The 24519-nt window shown below is 67.0% G+C and carries 23 protein-coding genes and 1 pseudogene; 12 read left to right on the top strand and 12 right to left on the bottom strand.

The window, feature by feature from the left end; genetic code table 11:
• Positions 1–271: 271 nt before the first annotated feature.
• The 11 genes from OKW38_RS33985 to OKW38_RS33935 form a co-directional block, all read right to left on the bottom strand.
• Entirely contained in the window at positions 272–1267 is a 996-nt protein-coding gene (locus OKW38_RS33985) for an MxaL protein (RefSeq protein WP_429365076.1), read from the bottom strand.
• The gene (locus OKW38_RS33980; RefSeq protein ID WP_429365075.1) at positions 1264–1809 is read right to left on the bottom strand and encodes a tetratricopeptide repeat protein; all 546 of its coding nucleotides are present in this window, start codon (positions 1807–1809) and stop codon (positions 1264–1266) included. Before OKW38_RS33980 ends, OKW38_RS33985 begins: the two co-directional genes overlap by 4 nt.
• The gene (locus OKW38_RS33975; RefSeq protein WP_429334317.1) at positions 1806–2792 is read right to left on the bottom strand and encodes a vWA domain-containing protein; all 987 of its coding nucleotides are present in this window, start codon (positions 2790–2792) and stop codon (positions 1806–1808) included. Before OKW38_RS33975 ends, OKW38_RS33980 begins: the two co-directional genes overlap by 4 nt.
• A complete protein-coding gene (locus OKW38_RS33970) occupies positions 2789–3712 on the bottom strand; it encodes a calcium incorporation protein MxaA (protein ID WP_429365074.1) in 924 nt (307 codons plus the stop codon). Before OKW38_RS33970 ends, OKW38_RS33975 begins: the two co-directional genes overlap by 4 nt.
• Complete coding sequence (locus OKW38_RS33965) at positions 3709–4620, bottom strand: DUF58 domain-containing protein (protein WP_429365073.1); 912 nt, start codon at positions 4618–4620, stop codon at positions 3709–3711. The genes OKW38_RS33970 and OKW38_RS33965 overlap by 4 nt, the downstream gene beginning before the upstream one ends.
• A gap of 21 nt (positions 4621–4641) precedes the next feature.
• Positions 4642–5664, bottom strand: coding sequence for an AAA family ATPase (locus tag OKW38_RS33960; protein ID WP_018424618.1), 1023 nt, complete (start codon positions 5662–5664; stop codon positions 4642–4644).
• Positions 5665–5919: 255 nt separating this feature from the next.
• Positions 5920–6924 (bottom strand): LysR family transcriptional regulator, encoded by a 1005-nt coding sequence (locus OKW38_RS33955; RefSeq protein ID WP_429365072.1) that lies wholly within the window; start codon positions 6922–6924, stop codon positions 5920–5922.
• A 5-nt stretch (positions 6925–6929) separates the two neighbouring features.
• Positions 6930–7700: a hypothetical protein gene (locus OKW38_RS33950; protein WP_429365071.1), complete on the bottom strand. Its 771-nt coding sequence runs from the start codon at positions 7698–7700 to the stop codon at positions 6930–6932.
• Positions 7697–8608 (bottom strand): substrate-binding domain-containing protein, encoded by a 912-nt coding sequence (locus OKW38_RS33945; protein ID WP_429365070.1) that lies wholly within the window; start codon positions 8606–8608, stop codon positions 7697–7699. The genes OKW38_RS33950 and OKW38_RS33945 overlap by 4 nt, the downstream gene beginning before the upstream one ends.
• Before the next feature lie 31 nt (positions 8609–8639).
• Entirely contained in the window at positions 8640–9059 is a 420-nt protein-coding gene (locus tag OKW38_RS33940; protein WP_090810412.1) for a c-type cytochrome, read from the bottom strand.
• A gap of 164 nt (positions 9060–9223) precedes the next feature.
• Positions 9224–11041, bottom strand: coding sequence for a methanol/ethanol family PQQ-dependent dehydrogenase (locus OKW38_RS33935; RefSeq protein WP_090809097.1), 1818 nt, complete (start codon positions 11039–11041; stop codon positions 9224–9226).
• A gap of 418 nt (positions 11042–11459) precedes the next feature.
• Between OKW38_RS33935 and OKW38_RS33930 the strand changes: the two genes are divergently transcribed.
• The 9 genes and pseudogenes from OKW38_RS33930 (at position 11460) to OKW38_RS33890 (ending at position 19525) form a co-directional block, all read left to right on the top strand.
• On the top strand, positions 11460–11858 hold the full coding sequence (locus OKW38_RS33930; protein WP_090809095.1) for a 4a-hydroxytetrahydrobiopterin dehydratase: 399 nt from the start codon (positions 11460–11462) through the stop codon (positions 11856–11858).
• A 273-nt stretch (positions 11859–12131) separates the two neighbouring features.
• Positions 12132–13157, top strand: a complete 1026-nt coding sequence (locus tag OKW38_RS33925) for a beta-ribofuranosylaminobenzene 5'-phosphate synthase family protein (RefSeq protein ID WP_429365069.1) — start codon at positions 12132–12134, stop codon at positions 13155–13157.
• 105 nt (positions 13158–13262) lie between these two features.
• Positions 13263–14190: pseudogene (locus tag OKW38_RS33920) on the top strand (NAD(P)-dependent methylenetetrahydromethanopterin dehydrogenase).
• Between the two features lie 11 nt (positions 14191–14201).
• Positions 14202–15425: an ATP-grasp domain-containing protein gene (locus tag OKW38_RS33915; RefSeq protein ID WP_429365068.1), complete on the top strand. Its 1224-nt coding sequence runs from the start codon at positions 14202–14204 to the stop codon at positions 15423–15425.
• Positions 15388–16428, top strand: a complete 1041-nt coding sequence (mch, locus tag OKW38_RS33910) for a methenyltetrahydromethanopterin cyclohydrolase (protein WP_429334323.1) — start codon at positions 15388–15390, stop codon at positions 16426–16428. Before OKW38_RS33915 ends, mch begins: the two co-directional genes overlap by 38 nt.
• Positions 16425–17396: an ATP-grasp domain-containing protein gene (locus OKW38_RS33905; protein ID WP_429365067.1), complete on the top strand. Its 972-nt coding sequence runs from the start codon at positions 16425–16427 to the stop codon at positions 17394–17396. The genes mch and OKW38_RS33905 overlap by 4 nt, the downstream gene beginning before the upstream one ends.
• Positions 17397–17401: 5 nt before the next feature.
• Positions 17402–18316, top strand: coding sequence for a triphosphoribosyl-dephospho-CoA synthase (locus OKW38_RS33900; RefSeq protein WP_429365066.1), 915 nt, complete (start codon positions 17402–17404; stop codon positions 18314–18316).
• 184 nt (positions 18317–18500) lie between these two features.
• Entirely contained in the window at positions 18501–19010 is a 510-nt protein-coding gene (gene fae / locus OKW38_RS33895) for a formaldehyde-activating enzyme (protein ID WP_090809086.1), read from the top strand.
• Positions 19011–19147: 137 nt separating this feature from the next.
• On the top strand, positions 19148–19525 hold the full coding sequence (locus OKW38_RS33890; protein WP_184064719.1) for a hypothetical protein: 378 nt from the start codon (positions 19148–19150) through the stop codon (positions 19523–19525).
• Positions 19526–19565: 40 nt separating this feature from the next.
• Here the strand turns inward: OKW38_RS33890 and OKW38_RS33885 are convergent, their stop codons facing one another.
• Positions 19566–20072, bottom strand: coding sequence for a dihydroneopterin aldolase (locus tag OKW38_RS33885; protein ID WP_429365065.1), 507 nt, complete (start codon positions 20070–20072; stop codon positions 19566–19568).
• A gap of 388 nt (positions 20073–20460) precedes the next feature.
• Between OKW38_RS33885 and OKW38_RS33880 the strand changes: the two genes are divergently transcribed.
• From OKW38_RS33880 to OKW38_RS33870, 3 genes are read left to right on the top strand one after another with little or no spacing between them, the layout of a single operon-like run.
• Positions 20461–22524 (top strand): sigma-54-dependent Fis family transcriptional regulator, encoded by a 2064-nt coding sequence (locus tag OKW38_RS33880; protein ID WP_429365064.1) that lies wholly within the window; start codon positions 20461–20463, stop codon positions 22522–22524.
• Positions 22521–23150 carry a flavoprotein gene (locus OKW38_RS33875; protein WP_429292271.1) on the top strand — a complete coding sequence of 210 codons (630 nt, stop codon included), beginning with the start codon at positions 22521–22523 and terminating at the stop codon, positions 23148–23150. Before OKW38_RS33880 ends, OKW38_RS33875 begins: the two co-directional genes overlap by 4 nt.
• Positions 23129–24511, top strand: coding sequence for a DUF6513 domain-containing protein (locus OKW38_RS33870; RefSeq protein WP_429365063.1), 1383 nt, complete (start codon positions 23129–23131; stop codon positions 24509–24511). The genes OKW38_RS33875 and OKW38_RS33870 overlap by 22 nt, the downstream gene beginning before the upstream one ends.
• The last annotated feature ends 8 nt before the right edge of the window (positions 24512–24519 follow it).

Raw genomic sequence — 24519 nt, 5'->3', positions numbered from 1 at the left:
GTACTGGTAGGTCAAAGTGTGGGGTATCTCGCGTGTGCGGCGAGCGCATGCGCCTTCGCGACTCAGCGCTGGAGTCGACGTCGAAGTGGACCGATTGAGAATGATTCCTGGCAACGCTCTCCGGCCTCGAAGACCGGCAAGAGCTTCTGGCGCAAGCCTCGTGAGTCGGTCGAACCCGGCAACTCTTGCGAGGTTTCGCAATCAACTACGCGGTTCGATCGGATACCTGCACCTTCAACCGTTGCAGCGTCAACGTTCGCGCTCGCGTGAGTCAGTCGACTCGTGTCGGCCGGCCATTGAATGCCGGCGCGATCTGCAAAACGATCGTTCGAATGCGCTTTCGCCAGGCGCGCGGCCATGCGAGAACGGCATCCGGCATGAAGCGCGCGACGAGCAGCAGCAACGCGAGCAGCGCTGGACACCAGCGCAGATCGGTCGGCACCGGTTCGCGGCGAGCGAAGCGCGCATCGAGCAGCGCATCGCCGAACGACGTCACGTTCAGCAGGCGCCGGTAGTCGAGGCCAGTCTGCCCCGCCACCGACGCAAGGTACTCGCCGCGCAATTCGGACAACTCCTCGTGCGTTTGCGCCTCGACACCGGAGCCTGGCGTCGGCGGCAGCTGGATCACGTCGTCGGCCTGCCAGTAGCCGATCCGGTTACCGTCGGCATCGGTCTTCGGAATGGCCGCGGGCTGGTCGCCGCCGACGCCGATCAGCCAGCCCCTGATTCGCGCGGCATTGATGCCCTCCATCAGCGGGCGCGACGCCGATACCGGCGGCGCCTCCTGACCATCGGTGACGAACGCGATGGCCGCGCCGCCGCCGACCTCCTGCGCGACCCGCACGGCCGAATACACACCGCCCTCGGCAATGCGGCTCCAGTTGGTCCAGCGCATGCGCCCGTCGATGCCCTCGAGCGACACCAGCAGCGCGTCGTAGTTGCCACAGACTTCGAGCGGCGCCATCAGCAGCAACGCCCGCTGCCCCGTGAACACGCTCCAGCCGACCTTCGAGCCGCACGGCAAGCGCCCGAGCGCGTCGCGCATCGCGGCCTGCGCGAATTTGAGCCGGCTGACCGGAGCGCCGTCGAGCACCACGTCCTCGACGTCCATGCTTTGCGTGATATCGAACGTCACGATGTAGTTAAACGTGTTGCGCGGCAAAGTGACGTCCGGCATCGCGACCGCCGCGATCAATGCGACGAGCGCGAGCGGCGTCAACGCGTGACGCCATCTGGCGAAGCCGCGCTCGCGCGAAACGCCGCTCATGGCAAGTCCTGGCTCTGCGGGTCACGCAGCTTGACGTTGTGCTGCTCTTTCACATCGGGCCCGGCGAGCGCGGACGGCGTTTCCGGCGCAAGCCACAGCGCGCGCTCGAGGTTGTAGCGCACGTCCCAATCGTCGGGCGCCGCGCGCAGCGCGAGCCGGTAGCGCGCCTTGGCCTCACCGATCATCGCGAGAGACCTGACCGTCTGCCCCGTGTCGCCGCTGCCTTCGCGCAGGTACAGGTTGCCGAGATCGAACAGCGCCGCGCGGCCGACTTCGTCAGGCGGGCTGCCCTCGGGGATCAGACCGTTATAGAGCCGCGCCGCTGCGTCATACGCGCCCGCTTTCGACAGCGCTATCGCGCGGGCCAGTTGGACCTCGCGCGCGTCGTCGCCGGCAGCCTGGTCGCGCGCAGCGGCGTTCGTCGCGAGAATGGCCTGATCGACGCGCTCCGCGTGCTGCAGACGAACGAAGCCAGACGCGGCCCACGCGGCGCAACCGATCGCCACGGTGCCGAACAGCGTGTGGATCAGCGTGCGCTTCATGCCCAGCTCCTGACCTGCAACTGGTGCAGCAGCACCAGCAGCGCCGAACAGAACAGCGCGAGCGCGAAACAGTACAGACTCAGGTCCTGGCGAGGCAGATGCTCGACGAACGTCGTCGTCGCGTTCTGCTGCCGGTTGATCTCCGCGATCGCCGCCATCATCGCCTTCGGGTCTTCGGCCTGAAACAGCCTATACGGTGTCCTGAGCGCCAGAAAGAAGCGATGCAGCTGCGCTTCGGCCGAGGTTCCGCTGACGGGCTGCGTCGCGTTCAGATCGGGACTGAAGACGCTGCTGCGCAAGTAGATGAAGTAGAGGGCGATCCGGTTGCGTCGCAGTCCCGCCTCGATGCGCCGTTGCATCGTTTCGTCGAGCAACGCGCCGCCATCGGAGACCAGCACGATCGCGCGGCGGCCCGACGACAAGCGCCCGTCGAACTGCGCGATCGCCGCGAGCATGCCGCGATCGAGCTCGGTGTCCGGCATGCCACGGCCAATCGCCGTCGCCGCGACAGCGGCCTCGATTACGCGATGGTTGTACGTGAACGGCATCGCCAGCACGGGGTTGGTGCCGAACATCATGAACGCGAGCCGGTCGTTGGGCCGCTGCTCGACGAAGCGCGTCAACGCGGCGCGCGCCACGTGGTTCTTGGAGTCGCCGCGCGGCGCCTCGACGCCCTTGCTGCCCATCGGCTCGTCCATGCTCGCACTGCGGTCCATCAGGATCAGGATCTGCGCGCCGCTGCCGGTGCGCAGCACCTGCAACTGAGAGCGCCCCGGCCCCGCCAGCCCGACGACGATCGCGGCGATCGCCAGTGCCGCGCCGCCGCGTACGAGCCAGCCGGCCGCGCGCCCGAGATCGTCGGCGGGCAGCCACGCGACGCTCGAAAACACCAGCGTGTCGCTGCGTCGCCGCAGCAGCGGCAGCGCGGCGAGCGGCAGCAGCACCAGCATCCACGGCAGGGCGAAATCGAGGCTCATGGTCATCGCTGATGGCGCCTCTCCGCCCGATACAACGCACGGCACAGCGCGTGCAACGACAGCTCGCCGGGATTCCCGACGGCCTTCGGCGCCGGTGTGAAAAAGCGCTCGGACGACGCCAGATAGAAGCGTTCGAGCTGCGCGCGCAGCGGTTGCAGATAGGGCGCGCGCGCGAGCAACGCGGATAGCGAAGCCGCATGCACGACCTGGCCGGCGGTTTCGTTCAGTGCGCGATGCAGGCAGACCCACGCATCGTTCGATGAAGCAGCGGGCGCCTCCGGCAGTCGCTGCATCTGCCGCCATGCACGCGCGAACGGCAGCCGTGCCGCCTCGCGTCGGTTGCGCGCCCACCACCAGCTCGCCCACGCGAGCAGGGTCGCGAGCAGCAGGCCGAGCGCCCACGCGATCTGCCGACGCCAGCCGGCCGTGCCCAGCATGGGTGCCTGACGATCGGGCCGCAGCGGCTGCAAATCCCCCGCGGCGAACGCGGTTTGCGGCGTCAACGGTCCGATGCTCGCCGGCCATTCGGCGACCTGCAATTGCGTGCCCGCCGCCGACGTCAACGTCAACGCGGGCAAGGTGATCTGCGTGAGCGTCTGCGGCGCGTTGACGACCTGATACGCGATCACCATCCACTTGCGGCCGTCGGCATCGGTTTCGAGCGTCACGGGCCGGCGTTCGAGCCACACGCCCGTGCGTCCGACCGAAGGCGGCGTGACCGCGCCGATGTCCCGATCGTTGGCCTCCAGCAGCACGCGCTGCGTCAGCACATCGCCGAGCACATAGCCGAACGCGCGCGGCTCCTGAACGAGCGCGGTCGCCACGGCGGCGGTGACCGTCGCGCTCGCGGCGCCGCAGAGCGACGCGATCAGCATATGCAGCGCCGCCCGACCAGCGACGCCACCGCGCACACCGCGCGCGCTCATACCGTCATCTCCAGAAAGTAGCGCGACATCGCTTCCGGATCGAACGCGCCTTCGACATAGAACGGCCGGATGCCGCGCGCGCCGAACCCCGCGGCGAGTTCGTCGCGACGGCGCGCGACGCCTTCGCGCCAGCGCTCGCGCACATCGCGGGAAAGCCACACGCGACGCTCCTCGCCGGACTCCGCATCGTTGACGGCCAGCAGCGAGGCGTGCTGCGGCGGCGTAATCTCGGCCGCGTCCCACACGACCATCGGCACCACGCACGCATGCACCAGCATGTCGAGTACCGACGACAGTCGCGCGAGCGGCCAGTGGAAATCGGACACGACGAACACGAGCGCCTGGCGTCCAGCGATACGGATCGCGCAACGCCGCAATCCTTCGACGGCCGCGGGTCCGGCCTGACCTCCGGCCTGACGTTCTGCCTGACCATTCGCCTGACGATCAGCCGTTTCACCGGCGCGTTCGCGCAGCATGCTCGCGAGCAGCGAGCCCGTGCCCCGCCCCGTGCGCGCCGGCATGAACAGATCGTCGCGTTCGCCGCCATCGAAGGCCAGCATGCCGAGCCGGTCGCCGACCCGGAACGCGCTATGGCCGAGCGCTTCGACGAAATCGGCGGCGACCTCCAGCTTCGTTTTACGGCTGCCGAACCGCATCGACGCCGATACGTCGACGATCACGAACACCGGCACCGCGACGCGCTGCAAATGCACGCGCACGAGCCACTCGTCGCGCGCCGCGCGCAAGCTCGCGCGCAGATCGAGCCGGCGCGGGTCCGGGTAGTCGAACAACCGGCCGTGCATCGCGAACTGCTGACCCGAGCCGAAGCTGGAGCCCGGATGCGAGCCGGGCCGCGCGCCGGCCGCGCGCATCGGCAGACGGTAGTGGAATTCCGCGGTGTCGTTCATCGTGGGTGCGCGCGCCGGCGGTCAGCGAGGCACGGCGACGTTCGCGACGATCCGCGCGATCAGCGCCTCGGCCAGCTCCTGGCGGCGCAGCTCGTAGATCGGCGTGAAGAACACGCGATGCCCCAGCGCCGGCAGCAGCACTTCGTGAATATCCTCCGGAAGCAGATGCGTGCGTCCCGCGAGCCACGCGACCACGCGCGCGGCCCGCAGCAGCGCGCTCATGCCGCGCGGACTTGCGCCCGCGAGAATCAGCTGCTCCATGTCGACGCCGTCGAGCGCGATGCCGAAGCGCGCCGGCGTTTCCGTCGCCTGCCAGATGTCGTGCACGTAGCGCTCGATCGTCTCGCTCGCCTGCACGCCCTGCTGGATCGCCGCGCCGATCCGGTTCAACTGTTCCCACGGCACGATCGACGGAGTCAGTTGCGCGAGCAGGCCGTCGACGTCATGGAACCTCGTGTCGAAGACGAGGCTGCGCCGCGCGTCCTCGTCGGTCGGCGTCGGCATGTTCAGCTCGAACAGGAAGCGGTCGCGCGCCGCCGACGCGAGCTCGAAGGTCTCTTCCTTCTCGACCTTGTTGCGGTCGGCGTATACGGTCATGTGCGGAAAGCGGTGCTCGCGGTCGAACGCCCACACGGAACGTTCGGCCATCGCGCGCAACAGCAGCGATTGGACCTGCGGACGCGCGCGATTGATCTCGTTGAAGAAGAAGGTGGTCAGTTGCTCGCCGTGGCGCAGCAGCGGGCCCGGTTCGATGCGCGGCTTGCCGTCGGCATCGACATAGGTGTGATAGACGAGGTCGCCCGGCATCAGATCGATCGTCCCTTCGACGCGCTCGAAGTCGCCGCCGACCACGCGCGCGAACGCCCGCAACACGGTCGTCTTGCCGACCCCGACGCCGCCTTCGAGCAGCACGTGGCCGCGTGCGAACAAGGCGACGTTGATGAGCCTCAGCGTTTGCTGCTGACCGACGACGACTCTCGCGACTTCGTTTTCGATCCGCTGGGCGTGAGAACGCCAGTCCTGAAGCTGCTCGCCGGAAACCATCGCTGCGATCCCCTTCCGTGGTGGCTGGCGTTTATTTGCACGACGCTCGAACGTCGACGCGCTTCAAGCGCTCGCCAGCCTTCCGTTCAAGCATGGTTTATGCCGATCGTGCGCACGGGACCCAGGAGTTAAATCGAATGCGAAAAGTTGGCAGCCTGTCACGACAGCCGGGTACAGACTGTGCCATCGACGCTGGCTGGGACGCGTCGTTCACCAGCAAGCGGACGAGCGCAGTCGCGCAACGCGCGCATGACGCTACCGCTGCGCGCCGACCGGCGGTTTCCCAAACACCCCTGCAAACTGCGCATATTCCTGCTCCAGATGCACAGCCGCATGCTCGAGCAGAAACTGCCGGAACATCATGCTGGTCGGCGAAAGCTGCTTCGTGCGCAGATGCACGACCTGCCACGCGCGTTCGATCGGCGTGCCGTTCACGTCGAGCAGCGCGATCTCGCCGGTGCGCAACTCCAGCTGCAACGTATGCAGCGAGATCAGACTCACGCCCATGCCCGCCATCACCGCCTGCTTGATCGTTTCGTTGCTGCCGAGCGTGATGGTTTTCGCGGGTGTGAACAGATGCTGCCGGAACATCGCCTCGGCGGCCATGCGCGTACCCGAGCCCGGCTCGCGCAGCAGGAAGGTGTCGCGGCGCAACTCCTGCAGATCGAAGCGGCGCGCGCCGCACAGCGGATGATCGAGCGGCGCGATCACCACCTGAGGATGACTCGCGAGCGGCTCGGCCGTCGTATCGAGTTCGGGCGGCGGGCGGCCCATGATCGCGAGATCGATCGCGTTGTCCTGCAACAGACGCAGCAACGCGTCGCGATTGCCGACCGAGAAGTGCACGTCGACCTTCGGGTATAGATGCGAGTACATCGCCAGCAGCTTCGGCGCGAAGTAGGTCGCCGAACTGACGATGCCCACGTTGATCGAGCCGCTGTCGGCCTGCTTCAGCGACATCATCGCGTCTTCGGTGTCCTTGATTTCGCCGAGAATGCGGCTCGCGTGATGGGTCAGCACCTCGCCCGCTTCGGTCAGCGTGAGCTTGCGCGCGATGCGCTCGAACAGCCGCAGGCCGACCGCCTCTTCGAGCTGATGAATCTGCATCGACACCGCCGGCTGCGTCAGATGCAGCTCCTCGGCCGCGCGCGCGAAACTCGTATAGCGGCTCGCGACGACGAAAATCTGCAACTGCCGCAGGGTCAGCGTGCGAACGAAATTCAGCTTGACCCGGTTCGTCGCGAAACTCGCGTTCTGCATTTGATTCAGCGACTCGCTCGCGGCGCATTCGATGACGGTTTCGCCGGCGCCTTGCCCGAGGGCAACTTGTTCAGTGCCGATTGAAAGCTCAACGACTCCGTATGCGCCGGATGCGCAAAGTCGTTGTTGGGGCCCGGCACGTCGGTGCGGATCTGCACGACCTGGCCCGGCACGCCGTCGGCGAGCAGGAACGTGTAGCGCTTGCCCGTGTATTGTGCGAAGCGCTCCGCGTTCGGATCGTTAAGATAAGGCTGCACGACGATGCGCCGCGCGCTGACCGGCTTGCCGCCGACCTCGCTCGGCACGCTCTCGATCTGCGGCCCCGCGGCGAGCGCGAGACGCAGACGCTGCTGGAAATAGCGGCGCTGCCCGCCGGTGAGACCCTGCATCTCCGCGATGTCGTGTTCGAGAAAATAAATGATTGCCGGATTGCACTGCAGGCCGCCGATCGGCAGGTTCACGCTGCCGCTATGGTCGGACACCTGTGCGTCGCCTTTCGCGTTGTTCTCGCTCAGCACCAGCACCTTGACGACATCGGCGCTGCGAGACGGTTGCCCGGAATCGATCAGCGCGTAGTCGAGTTCGGTCTGCGCGGCGACGCCATGCAGATGATCGGTCAGAAAAATCAGCCGCTCGGCCGGCGTGATCTCGTCGCCGCCCGGCGCCGACGCCGGACTCGCCGCACGCGAGGCGGCTGGCGCGAGGCACAGCACGCACAGCGTCCCCATCAGCGCGGCGCGTGCCGCGCGCAGCCAGGCGCCGCCCGCGCGCGTCATTGCGACGCGTCGCCAGGCTTGCCCACCGGCGCGTCGACCGGTTTGAGCATCGGCACCTGGTAGGTCGCGAGGATGCTGTCGATCTTGTCGTGATTCGCGCCGATCCATTGATCCACCTTGTCCTTCCAGTCCTTCTCGCCGTAGCGCACGCCCATCGAAATCGTGTAGTCGAAGCGGATGCCCGGCCCCGGCGGGAACGGCACGAGTCTGACCGAATCACCGGCGCGCTTCGCGAAGTAGCCGGCGATCGGCCCCCACAGGAACACCACGTCGACGTTGCCCGCGCGCAGGTCGTGTTCGATCATCTGGCCCGGGTACACGGCCGGATCGCCGCTTTGCACCTGGTACGACACCGCCTGGTCGATCAGGTTGTGGCCGAGCAGCCAGTCCACCGCGGGGGTTTGCGAAAAGATGCCGAAGCGCAGCTTGTGCAGTTGATCGGGCGGCAGCTTCAGCAGGTCGTCGGGCGTCTTGATGCTCGCGAACTCGGGGCGGTTCGGCAGCACCATTGCGTAGGTCGAGCGCAGATACGGCTGCGTCGTCGACGTCATGTCATAGCCCTTCGGCACGCCGATGATCAGGTCGCACCGATAGCGCTCGCTGCCGTCCTCCTTCTCGCGCAGCGTGTGACGCACGAAGCCCATGCGCTGTGGAAAGTACGTGTATTCAAGCTTGTAGCCGAAGTCGCTCGCCATCTGGGCCGCGATGCGGTTCTCGTAGCCCTCGCCCTTGTCGTTCGACAACGGCATGTTGTTCGGGTCCGCGCACACCCTGAGCACGCCATCCGCGCCGTCGTTGTTCGGCAGCGCGGGGCCGTCCGCCCGGACCGCGGCGCTCGCGAGCGCCGCGCCGCACAACGCGGCCGCGATCACGCTGACATGCACGGACATGCTTCTCTTATCACGCATCGTGAGCCTCCGGAAGAATGACGGCACGGCGTTATTTGGCGTCGATGGCCTTCAGATCGCCCGGCTTGATCTGTCCATCCGAGCGCCCTTTCAGGTACGCGTAGAGGTTTTCCCAGTTCTTCTGCATCATCTGGCTCGTGCTGAAATCGGGCATGCCCTTGTCCACCCGGCCGCCGAACACCGTGCGATGAAACTCGGTCTTGTCCAGCGTCTTGAACGCGTCGATCAGCGACGGCCCGACCATGCCCTGCTGCTGCGCGCCGTGGCAGCGTTCGCAGGCGAGCGCGCGCCACGTCTTCCAGCCCAGCAGCGTATTACTGTCCACCTTGGTGCCGTCGACCACCTTGTACGCGACCTGCGCAATCGAAGGATTGTTCTGCGCGTATCCGACGGGCAGCACGACGAGCGCTGCGGGCAACACCGTGAGCAACAGGATAGATCGGCCTTTCATGCACATGTCTCCATCTGGGAATAAGCCGCGCCCCGACGCGTTTCATCGACGCATCCACCAACGGGCGCGATCCGGGGGTGAGTCAATGCTTGCGCGAGGCTGACGGGGCGGCCGTGCCTGTTCAAGCCGCCCCGCTGGTTCAGCCTTTCATTTCAGCCGTTCGTTCAGCTCTTTTCGCCAGGAATCGCGAACACGAACAGCGTGCCGCCGAGCGCGGTGTACTTCGCGAGATCTTTGTAGCCGCCGACCGCACCCAGACCTTCGGTCGGCTTCTCCAGACCTGCCGCCATGCCGATGCCGGCCCAGCCGCCGATGCCCGAATACACGCCGACGTACTGCTTGCCCTGATACTCATACGTGAAGACGTTGCCGATGATTCCCGACGGCGTCTTGAAGCGCCACAGTTCCTTGCCGTCCTTGATGCGCACCGCCTTCAGGTAGCCTTCCAGCGTGCCGTAGAACGCGATGCCGCCCCCGGTCGCCAGCACACCCGACCACACCGAGAACCTCTCCGGCTTCGAGTAGACGATCTTGCCCTTGCTCGCATCCCACGCGATGAAGTTGCCCATCGCGTTGCCCTCGTTCGGGCCCGGATACATCGACAGCGTGGCGCCGACATACGGCTGTCCCGACACGTAGTCGACATCGAACGGCTCGTAGTCCATACAGACGTGGTTGGTCGGCACGAGGAACAGGTGCGAGTTCGGATCGTATGCCGCCGGTTGCTGGTCCTTCGAACCGAGTGCCGCCGGGCAGATGCCCTTCACGTTGTGATCGGAGCCGGCCGCCTGCGTCGAGTACGCCGCGTTGCGAATCGGCAGGCCGCTTTGCAGGTCGACACGGTCGGCCCAGTTCACCGCCGGGTCGTACTTCTGCGCGACCAGCAGCTGTCCGGTTACGCGATTGAGCGTATAGCCGAAGCCGTTCCGGTCGAAGTGCACGATCGCGGGCACCTGCTTGCCGTTGATCGTCAGATCGGACAGGATCATTTCGTTGACGCCGTCATAGTCCCATTCGTCGTGCGGCGTCATCTGGTAGACCCATTTGGCCATGCCGGTATTCAGGTCGCGCGCGAAGATCGACATCGACCATTTGTTGTCGCCCGGACGTTGCGTCGGGTTCCATGTGCCCGGATTGCCGGTACCGTAGTACACAAGGTTGAGTTTCGGATCCCACGCATACCAGCCCCACGTGGTGCCGCCGCCGAGCTTCCACTGATCGCCCTTCCATGACTTCAGCGACGAATCCGCGCCCACCGGCACCATCTGGCCGTTCGAGTACGTCATCGTCTTTTGCGGGTCGAGCAGCATATCGTTGTCGGAGCCCGTGCTGTACGCGGTCCAGGCCGGTTTGCCGGTCTTGATGTCGTACGCGATCAGACGACCGCGCACGCCGAACTCGCCGCCCGAGATCCCGGTCAGCACCTTGTCGCCGAATACGTGCGGCGCGTTGGTGTTGGTTTCGCCGGCTTTCGGATTGCCGTTCTGCGCGGTCCACACCACGTCGCCCGTCTTCGCGTTCAGCGCGACGAGCTTGGTGTCGGCCTGCTGCAGGAAGATCTTGCCGTCGCCGTACGCGAGACCGCGATTGACGGTGTCGCAGCACATCACGGAGACGACCTGTTCATCCTGTTTCGGCTGATACTGCCAGAGGAACGTCTGATCCTTCAGATTGACCGCAAAGACCTTGTTCGGAAACGGGGAGTGGACATACATCGTGTCGCCGATCACGAGCGGCGAGCCTTCATGGCCGCGTAGCACCCCGGTCGACATGGTCCATGCGACCTGCAGTTTGCCGACGTTGTTCTCGTTGATCTGCTTGAGCGGGCTGTAGCGGTGATTCGCATAATCGCCCGCCTGGGCCGCCCAGTTGGCTGGATTTTTCATCAGCGCGTCGAGCTGCGAATCGGCCTGCGCAGCCAGAGAGCCAAAGGCTGCGGATGCGAGGATCGCGAGCCCAAGAACTACAGTGCGTAAGTTCATGTCTCCTCCAGAATTGTCCTGCTGTTCAACTCACGAATGACCCACGCTACCTCATCGCATCGTGCGCGCCTTCTCGAGTGCAGGTAACGATTAACGCGCTATCCCGATTCGATGTCGGGCTTCGCGACGCATGAACGGCCGACGCACATTCCATGCCGGAATAGCGGCAACGTTTGCCGCTATTGGCTGCGCTGGCCCGGCGACTCGGCACGCGCGAGGTGTCGTGGCACTCGGGCGTTGCACGCCGATGCTTGCATGGCGGTAAGCTGAAGGGCCTGCGTCACGCGATGCGGCACATACTGTGTCACTTGCGTGATACGAATCGTGTCCTTTGCGAATCACATGCCGCGGCACGGGCCTGTCACTTGCAACGATGCTTCGTTCGGCGATCGATTCGCGCATTCGAGGAGCAACAGCCATGGCAAACACCGAGCACGTCTATACCGACGAAGAGATCCAGCAGCGCCTCGTCGGTCCGCTGCAGCACTGGTATCTGGAAGATGGCTGGCTGCGGCGCAAATACCGCACCGAGGGCTGGAAGGGAACGCTGATGGTGGTCAACACCGTCGGCCACCTCGCGGAAGCCGCCTGGCACCACCCCGATCTGACGGTCTCGTACGCATTCGTGACCGTGAAGCTGAAGACGCACAGCGCCAAGGGCATCACCGACAAGGACTTCGCGCTCGCGACGAAGATCGAATCGGTGGTCCACTGGCAGCCCGGCCTCGAGGACGGTCCGCTCGAAGGCACGCCCGCCGACGATCAGCGCTTCCGCTATATCAAGTACGACGCGCCCAAACCCGCGCAAGGCAGTTGACACGCGTTCCTGTCGCCGGATGAAACAGCGCGTGACACAGTGCGCCTTCGGCGTCACACAGCGTCCATGCGGCGGCGAAACCGCGTGGGGCGCGGCGTGCCCGTTTAGCGGTTCCAGTGGGCCGAACTCGCGGCGGCGGCCGTTGCGCGTGCCTGGTACGGCTTTCGCTTGACGTCGCCGGGCGCACTATCGCTGGAACCCGCGACGCGTTGCGGACGCCCCGCGGCCGAACCCGGTCTTGCGCACCCGCAAGGACACCTGAGGACACTCGAGATGCCGCTTCAGCTCCGCCGCCTGCCGCCACGCGCCCCCATCACGATCGATGCGCCCGCGCGGCTGCATCTGGGCTTTCTCGATCCGAACGCGTCGCTCGGGCGTGCGTTCGGCAGCCTGGGGCTCGTCATCGATACGCACGGCACGCGGATCGAAGCGCGGCTCGCCGAACGCGAGCAGATCGGCGGCGTGGTCAGCGAGGCCGAGCGCGAGCGCATCGCGCTGAGTCTCGCGCGGCTGCAGGCCGCCTATGGACCGGCGACACTCGCGATCGACGTGCTGGAGGCGCCACGCGCGCACACCGGCCTCGGCTCCGGCACGCAGCTGGCGCTGGCGGTCGGCACCGCGTTCGCGCGCCTCGTCGGCCTGCCGGCGAGGAGCGCCGAGCTCGCCAGTCTGCTCGGGCGCGGCGCCCGCTCCGGCATCGGCATACTCGGCTTCGAGTGCGGCGGCCTGCTGCTCGATGGCGGCCCGCCCGGCGATCTGCGCCAGAGCATGCCGCCGCTGCTGTCGCGCCAGCCGTTTCCGCAGCCGTGGCGCGTGCTGCTCGTCAGCGACAACAGCCGCGAGGGCTTGCATGGTACCGAGGAACGCAGCGCGCTCGCATCGCTCGCGCCGTTTCCGCAGCGGCTCGCCGCGCATCTGTGCCACCTGGTGCTGATGCAGATCCTGCCCGGCGCCGCCGAACATAACTTCGCGCCGTTCGCGCACGGCCTCACCGAGCTGCAGCAGACCATCGGCGAATATTTCGCGAGCGCGCAAGGCGGCGTGTTCGCGAGTCCCGACGTCGAGCACGTACTGCGCGCGGTCGCCGCCGAACGCACCGCCGGCATCGGCCAGACCTCGTGGGGCCCGACTGGCTTCGCGGTGCTCGCGAGCGCGCGCGAGGCCGACCGCGCGCTCGCGACCGCGCGCGCCGTCGCGAGCGCGCTGCCGCATATCGAATGCAGCGTCGTCGCGGGCCGCAACAGCGGCGCGGCGATCAGCGGCGCCGAGGCGCGCGCGCCGCACATCGACGCCGCATGATGCGCTGCACCTCTCAGGCCGCCGCTTACATAAGGCGCTGCCACGCGCGGCGCGGCCTTGCCTTGCGCCCCGTCCCCGAGATTGCCACTAAAACGAGCCCCTGCCATGTCAGAAACCCTTGAAAGGCCCTACATCCTGCACATGTTCACGGCCACGCCGCAGATGAGTCCGTTCGACGTCAACATGGCCGCCGACGCCGGCTATCAGGTCATCGTGCCGTATTGCAACGTCGAAGCGGGCATGGTCGCGAATCTGACGCAGGACGCGATCTTCTCGCGCGGCCCGAAAGGGGTGTCGCGCACCGGCATCTTCATCGGCGGACGGGACGTGATGCAGGCCGCCGACATGCTCGACACCGCGCGCCGCGCGATGGTCCCGCCGTTCGAGGTCTCGGTGTTCGCCGATCCGAGCGGTTCGTACACGACCGCGGCCGCGCTCGTCGCGCTGGTCGAGCGGCATCTGGGCAAACAGCACGGCGTGGAGCTGGGCGGCAAGCGCGTGCTGATTCTCGGCGGAACGGGCGCGGTCGGGCGCATCGCGGCGGCGATCGCCGCGTCGCGCGGCGCCGACGTGACGATCGCGAGCCACCACGACCGCAATCGCGCGCTCGGAGCCTCGGCCGAAGTCAACGAGCGCTTCGGCATCTTCACGAACGGCATCAGCGCCACCACGCCCGACGAACTGCGCGGCGCGCTCGCCGACGCGGAAATCGTGCTCGCCACCGCCGCCGCGGGCGCGCAGGTGGTCGGCAGGGACGACCTCGTGCATGCGAAGCGCCTGCTCGTCGCCGCCGACGTCAACGCGGTGCCGCCCGAAGGGATCGCCGGCGTGAACGTGATGAACGACGGCAAGCCGATCGACGGCGTGCCGAACGCGGGCGCGGTCGGCATCGGCGCGCTGGCGATCGGCAACGTCAAATATCAGGTCGAGCATCGCCTCTTCGTGCGCATGCGCACGGGTGGTAAGCCGGTCTACCTGGGCTTCTCCGGAAGCCTACGACGAGGCCCGCGCGGTCGCGGCCGGTCTCGGCTGAGCGCGGTCGTCATGAAGTCGCACCGCCCGCTCATGCATGCGCCGTTGGTCGCGGTCGTCGGGCAGTCCGCGCGCTTGCTCGCGCAGTCCGCGGCGCGCGCCGGCCTGCATGTCGCCGCGCTCGATATCTTCGGCGACCGCGACACGCGCGAGGCCGCCGAGCTATGGTTCGACATCGGCCGTGGTGATGGCGCGCTCGGGATCGACCGGGCGCGGCTCGTCGATGCGCTTGCGCGTGTCGCGCGCTTGCCGGGTTTGCTTGGCTGGATCGGCGGCAGCGGGCTCGAAGCTTTGATGCCTCAGTTGTGCCGCGAATCCGGCTTGCCGCGCTTTCTCGGCAACGCTGCCGAGGCGATCGCGGCCGTGCGCGAGCCGCGGCGTTTTTTCGCGCTGCTCGACGCGTTGCGGATTGCGCATCCGGCTGTGTCGTTCGAGCGGCCCGCGACAGCCGAGGGCTGGCTGTTCAAGCAGGCGGATGGTTGTGGCGGTACGCATATCGAGACGGCCGACTCGTTCCATTTAACGACCGACTCCGCGCACGGCTACTTCCAGCGCATTGGCCAAGGCCGCTCGCTGTCGGCGCTTTTCATCGGCGCGCACGGCAGCGCGCATCTGATCGGTTTCGCCGAGCAATTCACCTGCGCGATCGGCGATCTGCGCTTCGTGCATGCGGGCTCGATCGGGCCGATCGACTTGCCGCCAGCGTTCATCGCGCACGTGCAGCAAGCGCTCGACGCGCTGTGCGCAAACACCGGCCTCGTCGGCATCAACAGCTGCGACTTCCTGTCGGACGGCACCTCGTTCGACGTGCTCGAAATCAACCCGCGCCCTTCGTCGACGATGGCGCTCTACGAAACCGCGTCGCCCGATGCATGGCCGGCCGGCCTGCTCGCCTGCCACCTCGACGCGTGCCGCCACGGCCGCGCGCCGTCGGCCGCGAGCCTCGCGCTCGCCCGCGCGCCGCGCTGGCGTGCCGGTCAGCGCGTGCTGTTCGCGCAGCGGCCGTTCAGCGTCTCGGCCGCGTTCTCCGACGCCTGCCTGCGCGATCCGCAATGCCGCGACGTACCGATGCCGGGCACCCGCATCGACGCAGGGCAGCCGGTCTGCACGCTGCAGGCGCGAGCGGCATCGGTGGACGCGGTGCTCACCGCGCTCGACGCGCAGCACGAACGCGTCGTCCAACGAATCGAAACCTGCGATGAACCCGACCATGCCTGCCTCCACGCCCACAGCTGAGACTTCCGCGCCCGCCGCGTTGCCGAGCGTGAACGCGCTTTCAGAGCGCCTCGTAGCACGGCTCGTCGATCAAGCGGCACAGCTCGGCGTCGCACTGACGCGCACGCGCGATGGCACCGTGATCGCCGACGCCGGCGTCGACGCGCGCGGCGGCCTCGACGCCGGCGTGCTGATCGCGCGCATCTGCATGGGCGGTCTCGGCCGCGTCGCGGTACGCGCGAACTTCGACGCCGCGCCGCTGTGGCCGACGATGCTCGAGGTCAGCACGTCGTCGCCGGTGCTCGCCTGTCTCGGCAGCCAGTACGCGGGCTGGAGCCTGTCGGCGACCAGGGAGCAGACCGGTGGCAAGAAATTCTTTTCGCTCGGCTCGGGGCCCGCGCGCGCGCTCGCGGTCAAGGAGCCGCTATTCGACGAACTCGGCTATCGCGACCGCCACGAGCGCGGCGCGCTGGTGCTCGAAGTGGACCGCCTGCCGCCGCAGGTCGTGATCGACAAGGTGCTGCACGATTGCGGCCTCGCGCCCGAACACCTGACGCTGATCGTCACGCCGACACACTCTGTCGCGGGAACGGTACAGGTCGTCGCCCGCGTGGTCGAAGTTGCGCTGCACAAGGTGCACGTGCTCGGCGTACCGCTCGATGAGATCGTCGCGGGGACGGGCTCGGCGCCGCTGCCGCCGCCCGCGCCCGACGGCATTCAGGCGATGGGCCGCACCAACGACGCGATCCTGTACGGCGGCCGCGTGCACCTGAGCGTCCAGCACGACGAGATCGCGCAACGTCTCGCCGACACCCTCCCCTCCGCCAATTCGCGCGACTACGGCCGGCCGTTCGCGGACGTCTTCACGGCCGTCAACTTCGACTTCTATCAGATCGATCCCGCGCTGTTCGCGCCCGCCGAGGTGTGGGTCAGCAGCCTCGAAAGCGGCACGACCTATCATGGCGGCCGGCTCGACGGCGGCCTGCTGCGCAAACAGTGGGGCGGCGAGTCCGTCGCGCGATGATGGTCACATCAGGCGTGCGCATCGCGATCATGACCGACGAGACCGGCTGGCACACCGGCCGGCTGAAAAAGGCGTTCCGCGCGCGCGGCGCGGAAGCGCGTTGCGTCGATCTCGCGGATTGCCGCATCGACACCACGTGGCTGCCGCACGGCCTCGCGATCCCGGGCTTCGGCCGCACGCTGCCGGACGCGGTGTTCGTACGCGGCATCGCCGGCGGCAGCTTCGAGCAGGTGACGCTGCGGCTCGGCATCCTGCACGCGCTGCGTGAATCGGGCGTGCCGGTGTACAACGACGCGCGCGCGATCGAGCGCAGCGTCGACAAGTCGATGACGAGCTTCCTGCTGCATCGCGCGGGCGTGCCGACACCGGCCACCTGGGCCGGCGAATCCGCCGCGTTCGCGCAACGCGTACTGATGCGCGAAGCGGCCGCCGGCCGTCAGGTCGTGCTCAAGCCGCTGTTCGGCTCGCAGGGTCACGGGCTCAAACGGCTCGGCGCGCGCGGCGGGCTGCTCGCGCCATTGCCGTCGCTCGCGCGTTATCGGCAGGTCGCTTATCTGCAGCGCTTCGTCGCGGGTGGCCGGCCGGGTTTCGACTGGCGCGTGCTCGTGATCGGCGGCAAGGCGGTCGCGGCGATGCGGCGCAGCGGCGGCAAGGGCTGGATTCACAACGTCGCGCAAGGCGCGCGCTGCGAGCCCGCCGAACTCACGGTCCCGCTCGCACAGACGGCAGTGCGCGCAACCGCCGCGCTCGGGCTCGACTACGCGGGCGTGGACCTGATCCCGAATGCCGACGACGCCGCGCTGCCCCTCGTGCTCGAAGTCAACGGCGTGGCCGCGTGGCGCGGTTTGCAGTCGGTCGTGCCGCTCGATGTCGCGGCGGCGCTCGTCGACGATCTGCTCGATCGCAGGCTGGCCGAGCAAGCCGCTAGCGCCGGATTGCCCGAGCAGTCTCCGCAGCGCCGGGCTTGAGCGCGATGCCCGACACTCATGCGATTCCCGTCGAGCACGCGCGCGCGGCCTTCCTCGATGCCTGCGCGCTCGACGTCACCACGCCGAAACCCGGCAACGTCAGCACCCAAAGCCCCGGCCACGGCATGCACGCGGCCCAGTTCCTCGCCAGCGCGGACGCGTCGCTCGACGCGCTATTCGCGCGCGGCGAGCGCGTCGGACAGCGCATTCTCGACGCGGTCACGCGCACGCGCGAGGCCGTCGGCTGCAATACGAATCTCGGCATCGTGCTGCTGGTCGCGCCGCTCGCCGCGGCCCTCGACGAAACCGGCGAACCGCCGGTGTCGGCGCAAGCGTGGCGCGCGGCCGTCGGCGACGAGCTGAGCCGGCTCGACGTCGAAGACGCTCGGCTTGCTTACCGCGCGATCGCGCTCGCCAATCCCGGCGGCCTCGGCGACGCGCCCGAGCAATCGGTCCGCGCACCGCCGACGATCGGCCTGCGCGACGCGATGCGGCTTGCCAGCGAACGCGACAGCATCGCGCGGCAATACGCGAACGGTTTCGCCGACCTGTTCGACACCGGCCTCGCCGCTTACTTCGAAGCCTACTTCGAAGCCTCGAGACCAACGCCCGAACCCGCGCCCGCCGATCCAGGCGAAATCGCGATGCTCAACGTGTTTCTCACGTTCCTCGGCGGCTGGCCCGACTCTCACATTGTGCGCAAGCACGGCCTCGCGCTGGCGCAGAGTGTCACGCTCGTGGCACGCGAACAGCGCGCGCGCTGGCGCAAAGCGCGATCCGCCGCGCGCCGCTCGGCAAGCGATCCGCAACTCGATGCTTGGGACGCCGAATTGAAGGCACGCGCGATCAATCCCGGCACCAGCGCTGACCTCGCGGTGGCCACGCTGTTTCTTGCGCGCTGCATCGAAGGGCGCGGTTAACCCTGAATCGTCTGGACTGAAGAAGACCCGAACAGCCGCGTCAGCAGGCCCTTAGCGACAACTGGCACGGAACCTGTTAGTTAGTACCGCCGTGCATTCCCGCACCGCTCTCGCGATGCTGATCCGGACGATCGCGGGCGGCGCCTCGTCAGCAGGTCCATACCTACTCTTTTGGAGGAACAGAATGGCCAAGATCAACCGCGTCATGATCGGTGAGTCGCTCGTCGGCGACGGCAACGAGGTCGCGCACATCGACTTGCTGATCGGACCGCGAGGTTCGGCTGCGGAAACCGCGTTCTGCAACGCCCTCACCAACAACAAGGACGGCTTCACGTCGCTGCTCGCCGTCGTCGCGCCCAATCTCATCACGAAGCCCAATACGATCCTGTTCAACAAGGTGACGATCAAAGGCGCCAAGCAGGCCGTGCAGATGTTCGGCCCGGCGCAGCACGCGGTCGCGCTCGCGGTGGCCGACAGTGTCGAGGACGGCACGATCCCGCAGGAAGAAGCCGACGATCTGTTCCTCTGCGTCGGCGTGTTCATTCACTGGCAGGCCGAGGACGACAAGAAGATCCAGCAGTTCAACTATCAGGCGACGCGCGAGGCCATCAAGCGCGCGGTCAGCGGCGATCCGAGCGCGGCTGAAGTGCTGGCGAAGAAGGGCAGCGTCGCGCATCCGTTCGCGCCGAACTGACGGCGCATGCAAGCGCAGGAGACCCGGCGCCGTTGCCGGCCCCGCCTCCTCGCGCATCCCGTCGCCTCGCGGCCGCAAGGCACGCATCTCGCGCAGCGGTTCGCGAAGCAGGCTCAATGCTTTCGCAGAGGCATTCAATGACCAACAGATGTCGCGCGCTTCTCGCCTTTACCTCGCTCCTGCTCGCCGCGCCGCTCGCGTGGGCGGGCGGCTACAACTATCCGACCGAGGGTCGCGTCGAATACGTGCTCAGCTGCATGGACGATAACGGCCACGATTTCGCGAACGTCTACAAGTGCTCGTGCGTGATCGACAAGATGGCCGCGTCGTTGCCCTACGACGAATTCGTCGACCAGTCGACCTTCTCGAAGTACGCGACGCTAGGCGGCGAAGGCGGCGCGGAATTCCGCGTCGACCACGCCAAGGCGCAAACCAGGCGCTTCCGCGCGCTGCAAACCAGCGCATATCAGGCGTGCGGACTCGGTCCGCAGAAGACGTCGACCGTGGCGAAATGACCACGGCCTGAAACGCGCCGTGCCCGGCTAGGCGCCCCCCTCAATTCGGCACCAGCCCCTCGCCCAGCGACGCGTACCGCGCGAGACCCACGGCCGCCGCCGAGCCATCGCCGCGACGCCGCTCGATCTGCACGCCGACAGCCGCGAGGTCGGCGAACTTGGCCGGCTTCGCGAGCGACACGCGCACCCAGTGCGCGCCGAAGTCGGCGATCAACAGTTGCGCGATCGTCTCGGCAAGCGCCTCCAGCAGCCGCACGCGATGCGACGCGAACAGATCGAGCAGCGCCCCGCGCACGGCCGCGTAGTTGACCGTATCTTCGATCCGGTCCGTCGCGCAGGCGCGGATCGCTGGCACGCCGATAGCCAGGTTCACACGCACCGGTTGCGCAACATGCAACTCACTGCTATCGATACCGATGACCGTCTGGCCGATGAAATTCTCGATGAATACGATGTCCAGGCGCTCGGGCAACGCGCCGACTTGCGGGCCGGGATTGGCGCCGAGGCTGGAAAATGCGGCAAGGCGAATAGTATCGAAACGATCCATGATTTGATCTCCGCCGCGGCGCGGCCCAGGATTGAACAGGCTGTGATGACGAGCGAAACGATGCAACAGTAGAACAGCAGAACTGAACGACGCGCGGCACACTCTGTGCCGAAGCTGCGACAGGCATGCAACCTGCAACCCGTTTAACGCGTCGCGCATCGAGAAAAGCAAAATCCGGGCACAGTGAGGTAAACCCAGTGTGACTTTCTGTTGAACCAATCCTGCATCGGGCGTACAGTTTTCAACACCCGCCTCGTAATAGGGCCGGTCGGGAGGGCGCAGGCGAACCGAGATTGCGCCGCGCCAGGGGCAGGCAGGCTTGATAAAGCGGCATTCGCGGCGTGCGAAGCAGTCACGCTTGCGAAATGACGCAACGGAGGCAAATCCCATGTCGTTGCTCGCTGACAGCAGTACGCACGTCCGGGAAGTTCTGAACGTGGTCAACCATCAGTTGACCACGCGCCCGACAAGCGAACCCGTAGCTCAGTCGTGGACGCGCTGCATCAACGAATTCCAGCTGGACCCCGCGCGTTTCGTGCCGCCGCCGGTGCTCACCGAGTACGAACTCAGCGCGCGCCGTGAGGCGCTCGGCGATCTGATCGCGTGTTCGAAGCTCGAGATGACGACGCTCTATCAGCAACTGGCCGATCCGGAGCTCGCGGTCGTGCTCGTCGATTCTGGCGGCGTGATCGTGCATCAGGTGTCGTCCGTGCCGTTCGCCGAGGCGGTCGCCGTCGACGGCTTTCGCGTCGGCGCGCTGTGGAGCGAACGCGAAGCCGGCACCAACGGCATGGGCACCTGCCTCGCGGAGCGCGACTGCATCGCCGTCTGTCAGCACGAACATTTCTATCCGCGCTATACGTCGCTGACGTGCTCGGCCGCGCCGATCTTCGACGACGGCGGCGAAATCGCCGGCGTGCTCGACGTCACGAGCCGCTCGAAGCTGCTGCAGCAGCACTCGCTGGTGCTGGTCGGCATGTCGCGGCAGATGATCGAAAACCGTCTGCTCGATGCGCGCTACCGGCACGCCAACATGATCCATTTCCACAGCCGCCCGGAATTCGTCGGCACGCTGCACGGCGGCAAGCTCGCGGTCGGCGACGACAGCACCGTGCTCGCCGCGAATCGCAGCGCGCTGTTCCAGCTGGGCTTCCGTTCGCTGAGCGAGCTGCGCGGCCGGCGCATCGAGGAAGCATTCAACGCGTCGCTCGAAGACATGATCGCGCGCAGCATTCGCGGCTCGTTCCATCCGGTCACCGTCTACAGCGCAAACGCGACGAACCGCTTTTTCCTCGTCGCGCAGACGCCGCAAAACGCCACGGGGCGCGTGACGCGCGTGCTCGTCCCCGACTCCGCCATGCGCGCCAACGCCGCCGAAAAACACGAGAAGCACGACAAACATCGGCCGGAGCCGAAGCTCGACGAGATCGCGCACCTCGAATTCGGCGACCCGCGCATGGCCTCGCAGATCCAGTTGGCCGCGCGAGTGATCCAGCGCAAGATTCCGATCGTGCTGCGCGGCCAGACCGGCACCGGCAAGGAAGTCTTCGCGCAGGCCTTGCATAGCATCAGCCCGCACGCCGACGGTCTGTTCGTGCCGGTCAACTGCGCGTCGCTGCCGGAGAACCTGATCGAGAGCGAGCTGTTCGGCTACCGCGCGGGCGCGTTTACCGGCGCGCAGCGCGAAGGACGGCGCGGCAAGATCGTGCAGGCCAACGGCGGCACGCTGTTTCTCGACGAGATCGGCGACATGCCGCTCGTGTTGCAGGCACGCCTGCTGCGCGTGATCGAGGAACACGAGGTCACGCCGCTCGGCGCCGAGACCACCGTCAAGGTCAATTTCCAGCTGATCAGCGCGAGCCACCGCAATCTGCTCGAACTCGTGCAAAGCGGGCAATTCCGCGAGGATCTGTACTACCGGCTCAAGGGTGTCGAGCTGAATCTGCCGGCGCTGCGCGAGCGCGTCGACAAGCTGCCGCTGATCCATCATCTGCTCGCGAACGAAACCGACGATCCGCCCGATCTGACGCCGGAAGCCGAACACGCGCTGCTCACCTACGCGTGGCCCGGCAACATCCGTCAGCTGCGTCACGTGTTGCAGATGGCCATCGCGCTGTCCGACGGCGAGCCGATCCGCTGCGAGCATCTGCCGCCCGAGGTCACGCAACGCACGTCGGCGGTCGACCTGCCGATCGCGCTGCGCCTCGCGAACGCGGACATGGACGGGCATCTCGCCGACGAAGCGGACATTTCTTCGCTGAACGCGATCCAGTTGAACGAGCGCGAAACGGTGCTGTCGCTGCTCGACGAGCACCGCTGGAACGTCAGCAACGTCGCGAAGGCGCTCGGCATCAGCCGCAATACGCTGTATCGCAAGATGCGCCGGCTGCACATCCGGCTGTCGCATGAAGGCTCGCCGGCCGACGGCATGCCGTTCGATCTCGACACATGACCGGGTCGTCCCTCAGGTCCCCTAGCGAGTCTGCTCGCAAGGGCGCCCGCGATCTCGCCGACTTCAAGCCGGATGCGCACTTCGCGTGGTGCGTGACCGGCTCCGGTCATATGCTCGAAGAATCGATCGCGCTCGCGCGGCGCTTGCCGCGCGTCGATCTGTTTCTGTCCGCGGCGGCCGAGGAAGTGCTGCCGCTCTATGGCTGGTCGCTCGACAAGCTGCGCGAACACTTTCGCGTACTGCGCGACAACAGCGCGAGCGGCGTGCCGGTCGGCATGCTGTATCACGGCGTGTATCACACGGTCGTGATCGCACCCGCCACCAGCAACACGGTCGCCAAATGTGCTTACGGCATCTCGGATACGCTGCCGACCAATATGTACGCGCAGGCCGGCAAGCAATGCATCCCCGGCATCGTCTTTGCGTGCGACACCGAACCGAGCGTGATCACGCATAGCCCGGACGAATGGGTCGAACTGCGGCCACGGGCGATCGAACTCGACAACGTCGAGCGTCTGGCGCGCTTCGAATACACGACGCTCGCGCGCTCGCTCGACGAACTCGAAGCGGCGCTCACCCAACGCCTCGCGACCCTCGACCTCGCATGGACCACCTCCTCTTCCTGACCGGCCGGCTTGCCGAACCGAGCCTGCGGCGCGTGCTCGACGGCATGGCGCCGACGCCGTTCAGTTGGGAGGTGCGCGAAATCGGCCTGCAAGTGGCCGGGTTGATGACCGCCGACCTGATCCAGCGCCGCGTGAGCGCGCCGCTCGCCGCCCAGCGCGTGATCGTGCCGGGCCGCTGCCGTGGCGATCTCGACGCGCTGAGCGCGCACTACGGCGTACCGTTCGAACGCGGTCCCGAGGAGGTCAAGGACTTGCCTCAGTTTTTCGGCCGCAAGGCGAAGCCGTTCGATCTGAGCCGCTACGACACGGAGATTTTCGCGGAGATCGTCGATGCGCCGCGCCTCGACCTCGACGGCATCGCGGCAAGGGCGCGCGAGTATGCGGCCCAAGGCGCGGACGTGATCGACATCGGCTGCCTGCCGGACACGCCGTTTCCGCTTCTCGAAGACGCGGTGCGGCGGCTGAAGGCCGAAGGCTATCGCGTCAGCGTCGATTCGATGCGCAACGACGAACTGCTGCGCGGCGGCCGCGCGGGCGCCGACTATCTGATGAGCCTGAACCTCGACACGCTATGGATCGCCGACGAAGTGCCGTCGACGCCGATCCTCGTCGCGCGCGAACCGGCCGACCCCGCTTCGCTCGACGCCGCGATCGACGCGCTGTCCGCGCGCGGCCGCGCGTTTCTCGCCGATCCGATTCTGGATCCGATTCCGTTCGGGCTGGCCGCGTCGATTGCGCGCTATGTGCGTTTGCGCGAGCGCTATCCCGACATCGCGATCATGATGGGCATCGGCAACGTGACCGAACTGACCGAGGCCGACACGAGCGGCATCAACGCGGTGCTGCTCGGCATGGCGGCTGAATTGCGCGTTGGCGCGGTGCTGGCGACGTCGGTGAGCCAGCATGCGCGGCGCGCGTTGCGCGAAGCCGATGTCGCGCGCCGCGTGATGCATGCCGCGCGCGATGCTCAGGTGCTGCCGAAGGGCATCAGCACCGAACTCGCGACGGTCCACGCGAAACGGCCGTTTCCGTACAGCGCCGAAGAAATCGACGAATTCGCGCGCGGCGTGCGCGACCCGAATTTCCGCGTGCAGATCAGCGCCGACGGCATTCACGTGTACAACCGCGACGGCCATCGTCGCGGCGACGATCCGTTCGCGCTGTACCCGCAGTTGAACCTCGAAACAGACGGCGGCCACGCGTTCTATATGGGCGTGCAGCTTGCGCGCGCCGAGATTGCATGGCGGCTCGGCAAGCGCTTCGATCAGGACCAGCCGCTCGACTGGGGCTGCGCGGTCGACCGGCCTGAAGAAGATCTCAGCGCATGGTGCGCGCCGGGCGAGACGATGAAAAAGCGCTGAAACAGCAG

It is taken from the genome of Paraburkholderia sp. MM5496-R1 (genome assembly GCF_050436205.1).
GTDB lineage: Bacteria > Pseudomonadota > Gammaproteobacteria > Burkholderiales > Burkholderiaceae > Paraburkholderia > Paraburkholderia tuberum.
The sequence above is the reverse complement of the archived record's forward strand: the minus strand, read 5'-3'. Positions and strand labels throughout refer to the sequence as shown.

What these genes read in the sequence shown, in the direction of transcription:
- OKW38_RS33890 (WP_184064719.1), top strand. Translation starts at nt 19,148, where the DNA reads ATGACCAACAGATGTCGCGCGCTTCTCGCCTTTACCTCGCTCCTGCTC.
- OKW38_RS33880 (WP_429365064.1), top strand. Translation starts at nt 20,461, where the DNA reads ATGTCGTTGCTCGCTGACAGCAGTACGCACGTCCGGGAAGTTCTGAAC.
- OKW38_RS33955 (WP_429365072.1), bottom strand. Translation starts at nt 6,924, where the DNA reads ATGCAGAACGCGAGTTTCGCGACGAACCGGGTCAAGCTGAATTTCGTT.
- fae (WP_090809086.1), top strand. Translation starts at nt 18,501, where the DNA reads ATGGCCAAGATCAACCGCGTCATGATCGGTGAGTCGCTCGTCGGCGAC.
- OKW38_RS33915 (WP_429365068.1), top strand. Translation starts at nt 14,202, where the DNA reads ATGAAGTCGCACCGCCCGCTCATGCATGCGCCGTTGGTCGCGGTCGTC.
- OKW38_RS33885 (WP_429365065.1), bottom strand. Translation starts at nt 20,072, where the DNA reads ATGGATCGTTTCGATACTATTCGCCTTGCCGCATTTTCCAGCCTCGGC.
- OKW38_RS33900 (WP_429365066.1), top strand. Translation starts at nt 17,402, where the DNA reads ATGCCCGACACTCATGCGATTCCCGTCGAGCACGCGCGCGCGGCCTTC.
- OKW38_RS33905 (WP_429365067.1), top strand. Translation starts at nt 16,425, where the DNA reads ATGATGGTCACATCAGGCGTGCGCATCGCGATCATGACCGACGAGACC.
- OKW38_RS33925 (WP_429365069.1), top strand. Translation starts at nt 12,132, where the DNA reads ATGCCGCTTCAGCTCCGCCGCCTGCCGCCACGCGCCCCCATCACGATC.
- OKW38_RS33965 (WP_429365073.1), bottom strand. Translation starts at nt 4,620, where the DNA reads ATGAACGACACCGCGGAATTCCACTACCGTCTGCCGATGCGCGCGGCC.
- OKW38_RS33945 (WP_429365070.1), bottom strand. Translation starts at nt 8,608, where the DNA reads ATGCGTGATAAGAGAAGCATGTCCGTGCATGTCAGCGTGATCGCGGCC.
- OKW38_RS33960 (WP_018424618.1), bottom strand. Translation starts at nt 5,664, where the DNA reads ATGGTTTCCGGCGAGCAGCTTCAGGACTGGCGTTCTCACGCCCAGCGG.
- OKW38_RS33970 (WP_429365074.1), bottom strand. Translation starts at nt 3,712, where the DNA reads ATGAGCGCGCGCGGTGTGCGCGGTGGCGTCGCTGGTCGGGCGGCGCTG.
- OKW38_RS33975 (WP_429334317.1), bottom strand. Translation starts at nt 2,792, where the DNA reads ATGACCATGAGCCTCGATTTCGCCCTGCCGTGGATGCTGGTGCTGCTG.
- OKW38_RS33985 (WP_429365076.1), bottom strand. Translation starts at nt 1,267, where the DNA reads ATGAGCGGCGTTTCGCGCGAGCGCGGCTTCGCCAGATGGCGTCACGCG.
- OKW38_RS33875 (WP_429292271.1), top strand. Translation starts at nt 22,521, where the DNA reads ATGACCGGGTCGTCCCTCAGGTCCCCTAGCGAGTCTGCTCGCAAGGGC.
- OKW38_RS33930 (WP_090809095.1), top strand. Translation starts at nt 11,460, where the DNA reads ATGGCAAACACCGAGCACGTCTATACCGACGAAGAGATCCAGCAGCGC.
- OKW38_RS33940 (WP_090810412.1), bottom strand. Translation starts at nt 9,059, where the DNA reads ATGAAAGGCCGATCTATCCTGTTGCTCACGGTGTTGCCCGCAGCGCTC.
- OKW38_RS33980 (WP_429365075.1), bottom strand. Translation starts at nt 1,809, where the DNA reads ATGAAGCGCACGCTGATCCACACGCTGTTCGGCACCGTGGCGATCGGT.
- OKW38_RS33870 (WP_429365063.1), top strand. Translation starts at nt 23,129, where the DNA reads ATGGACCACCTCCTCTTCCTGACCGGCCGGCTTGCCGAACCGAGCCTG.
- OKW38_RS33935 (WP_090809097.1), bottom strand. Translation starts at nt 11,041, where the DNA reads ATGAACTTACGCACTGTAGTTCTTGGGCTCGCGATCCTCGCATCCGCA.
- OKW38_RS33950 (WP_429365071.1), bottom strand. Translation starts at nt 7,700, where the DNA reads ATGACGCGCGCGGGCGGCGCCTGGCTGCGCGCGGCACGCGCCGCGCTG.
- mch (WP_429334323.1), top strand. Translation starts at nt 15,388, where the DNA reads ATGAACCCGACCATGCCTGCCTCCACGCCCACAGCTGAGACTTCCGCG.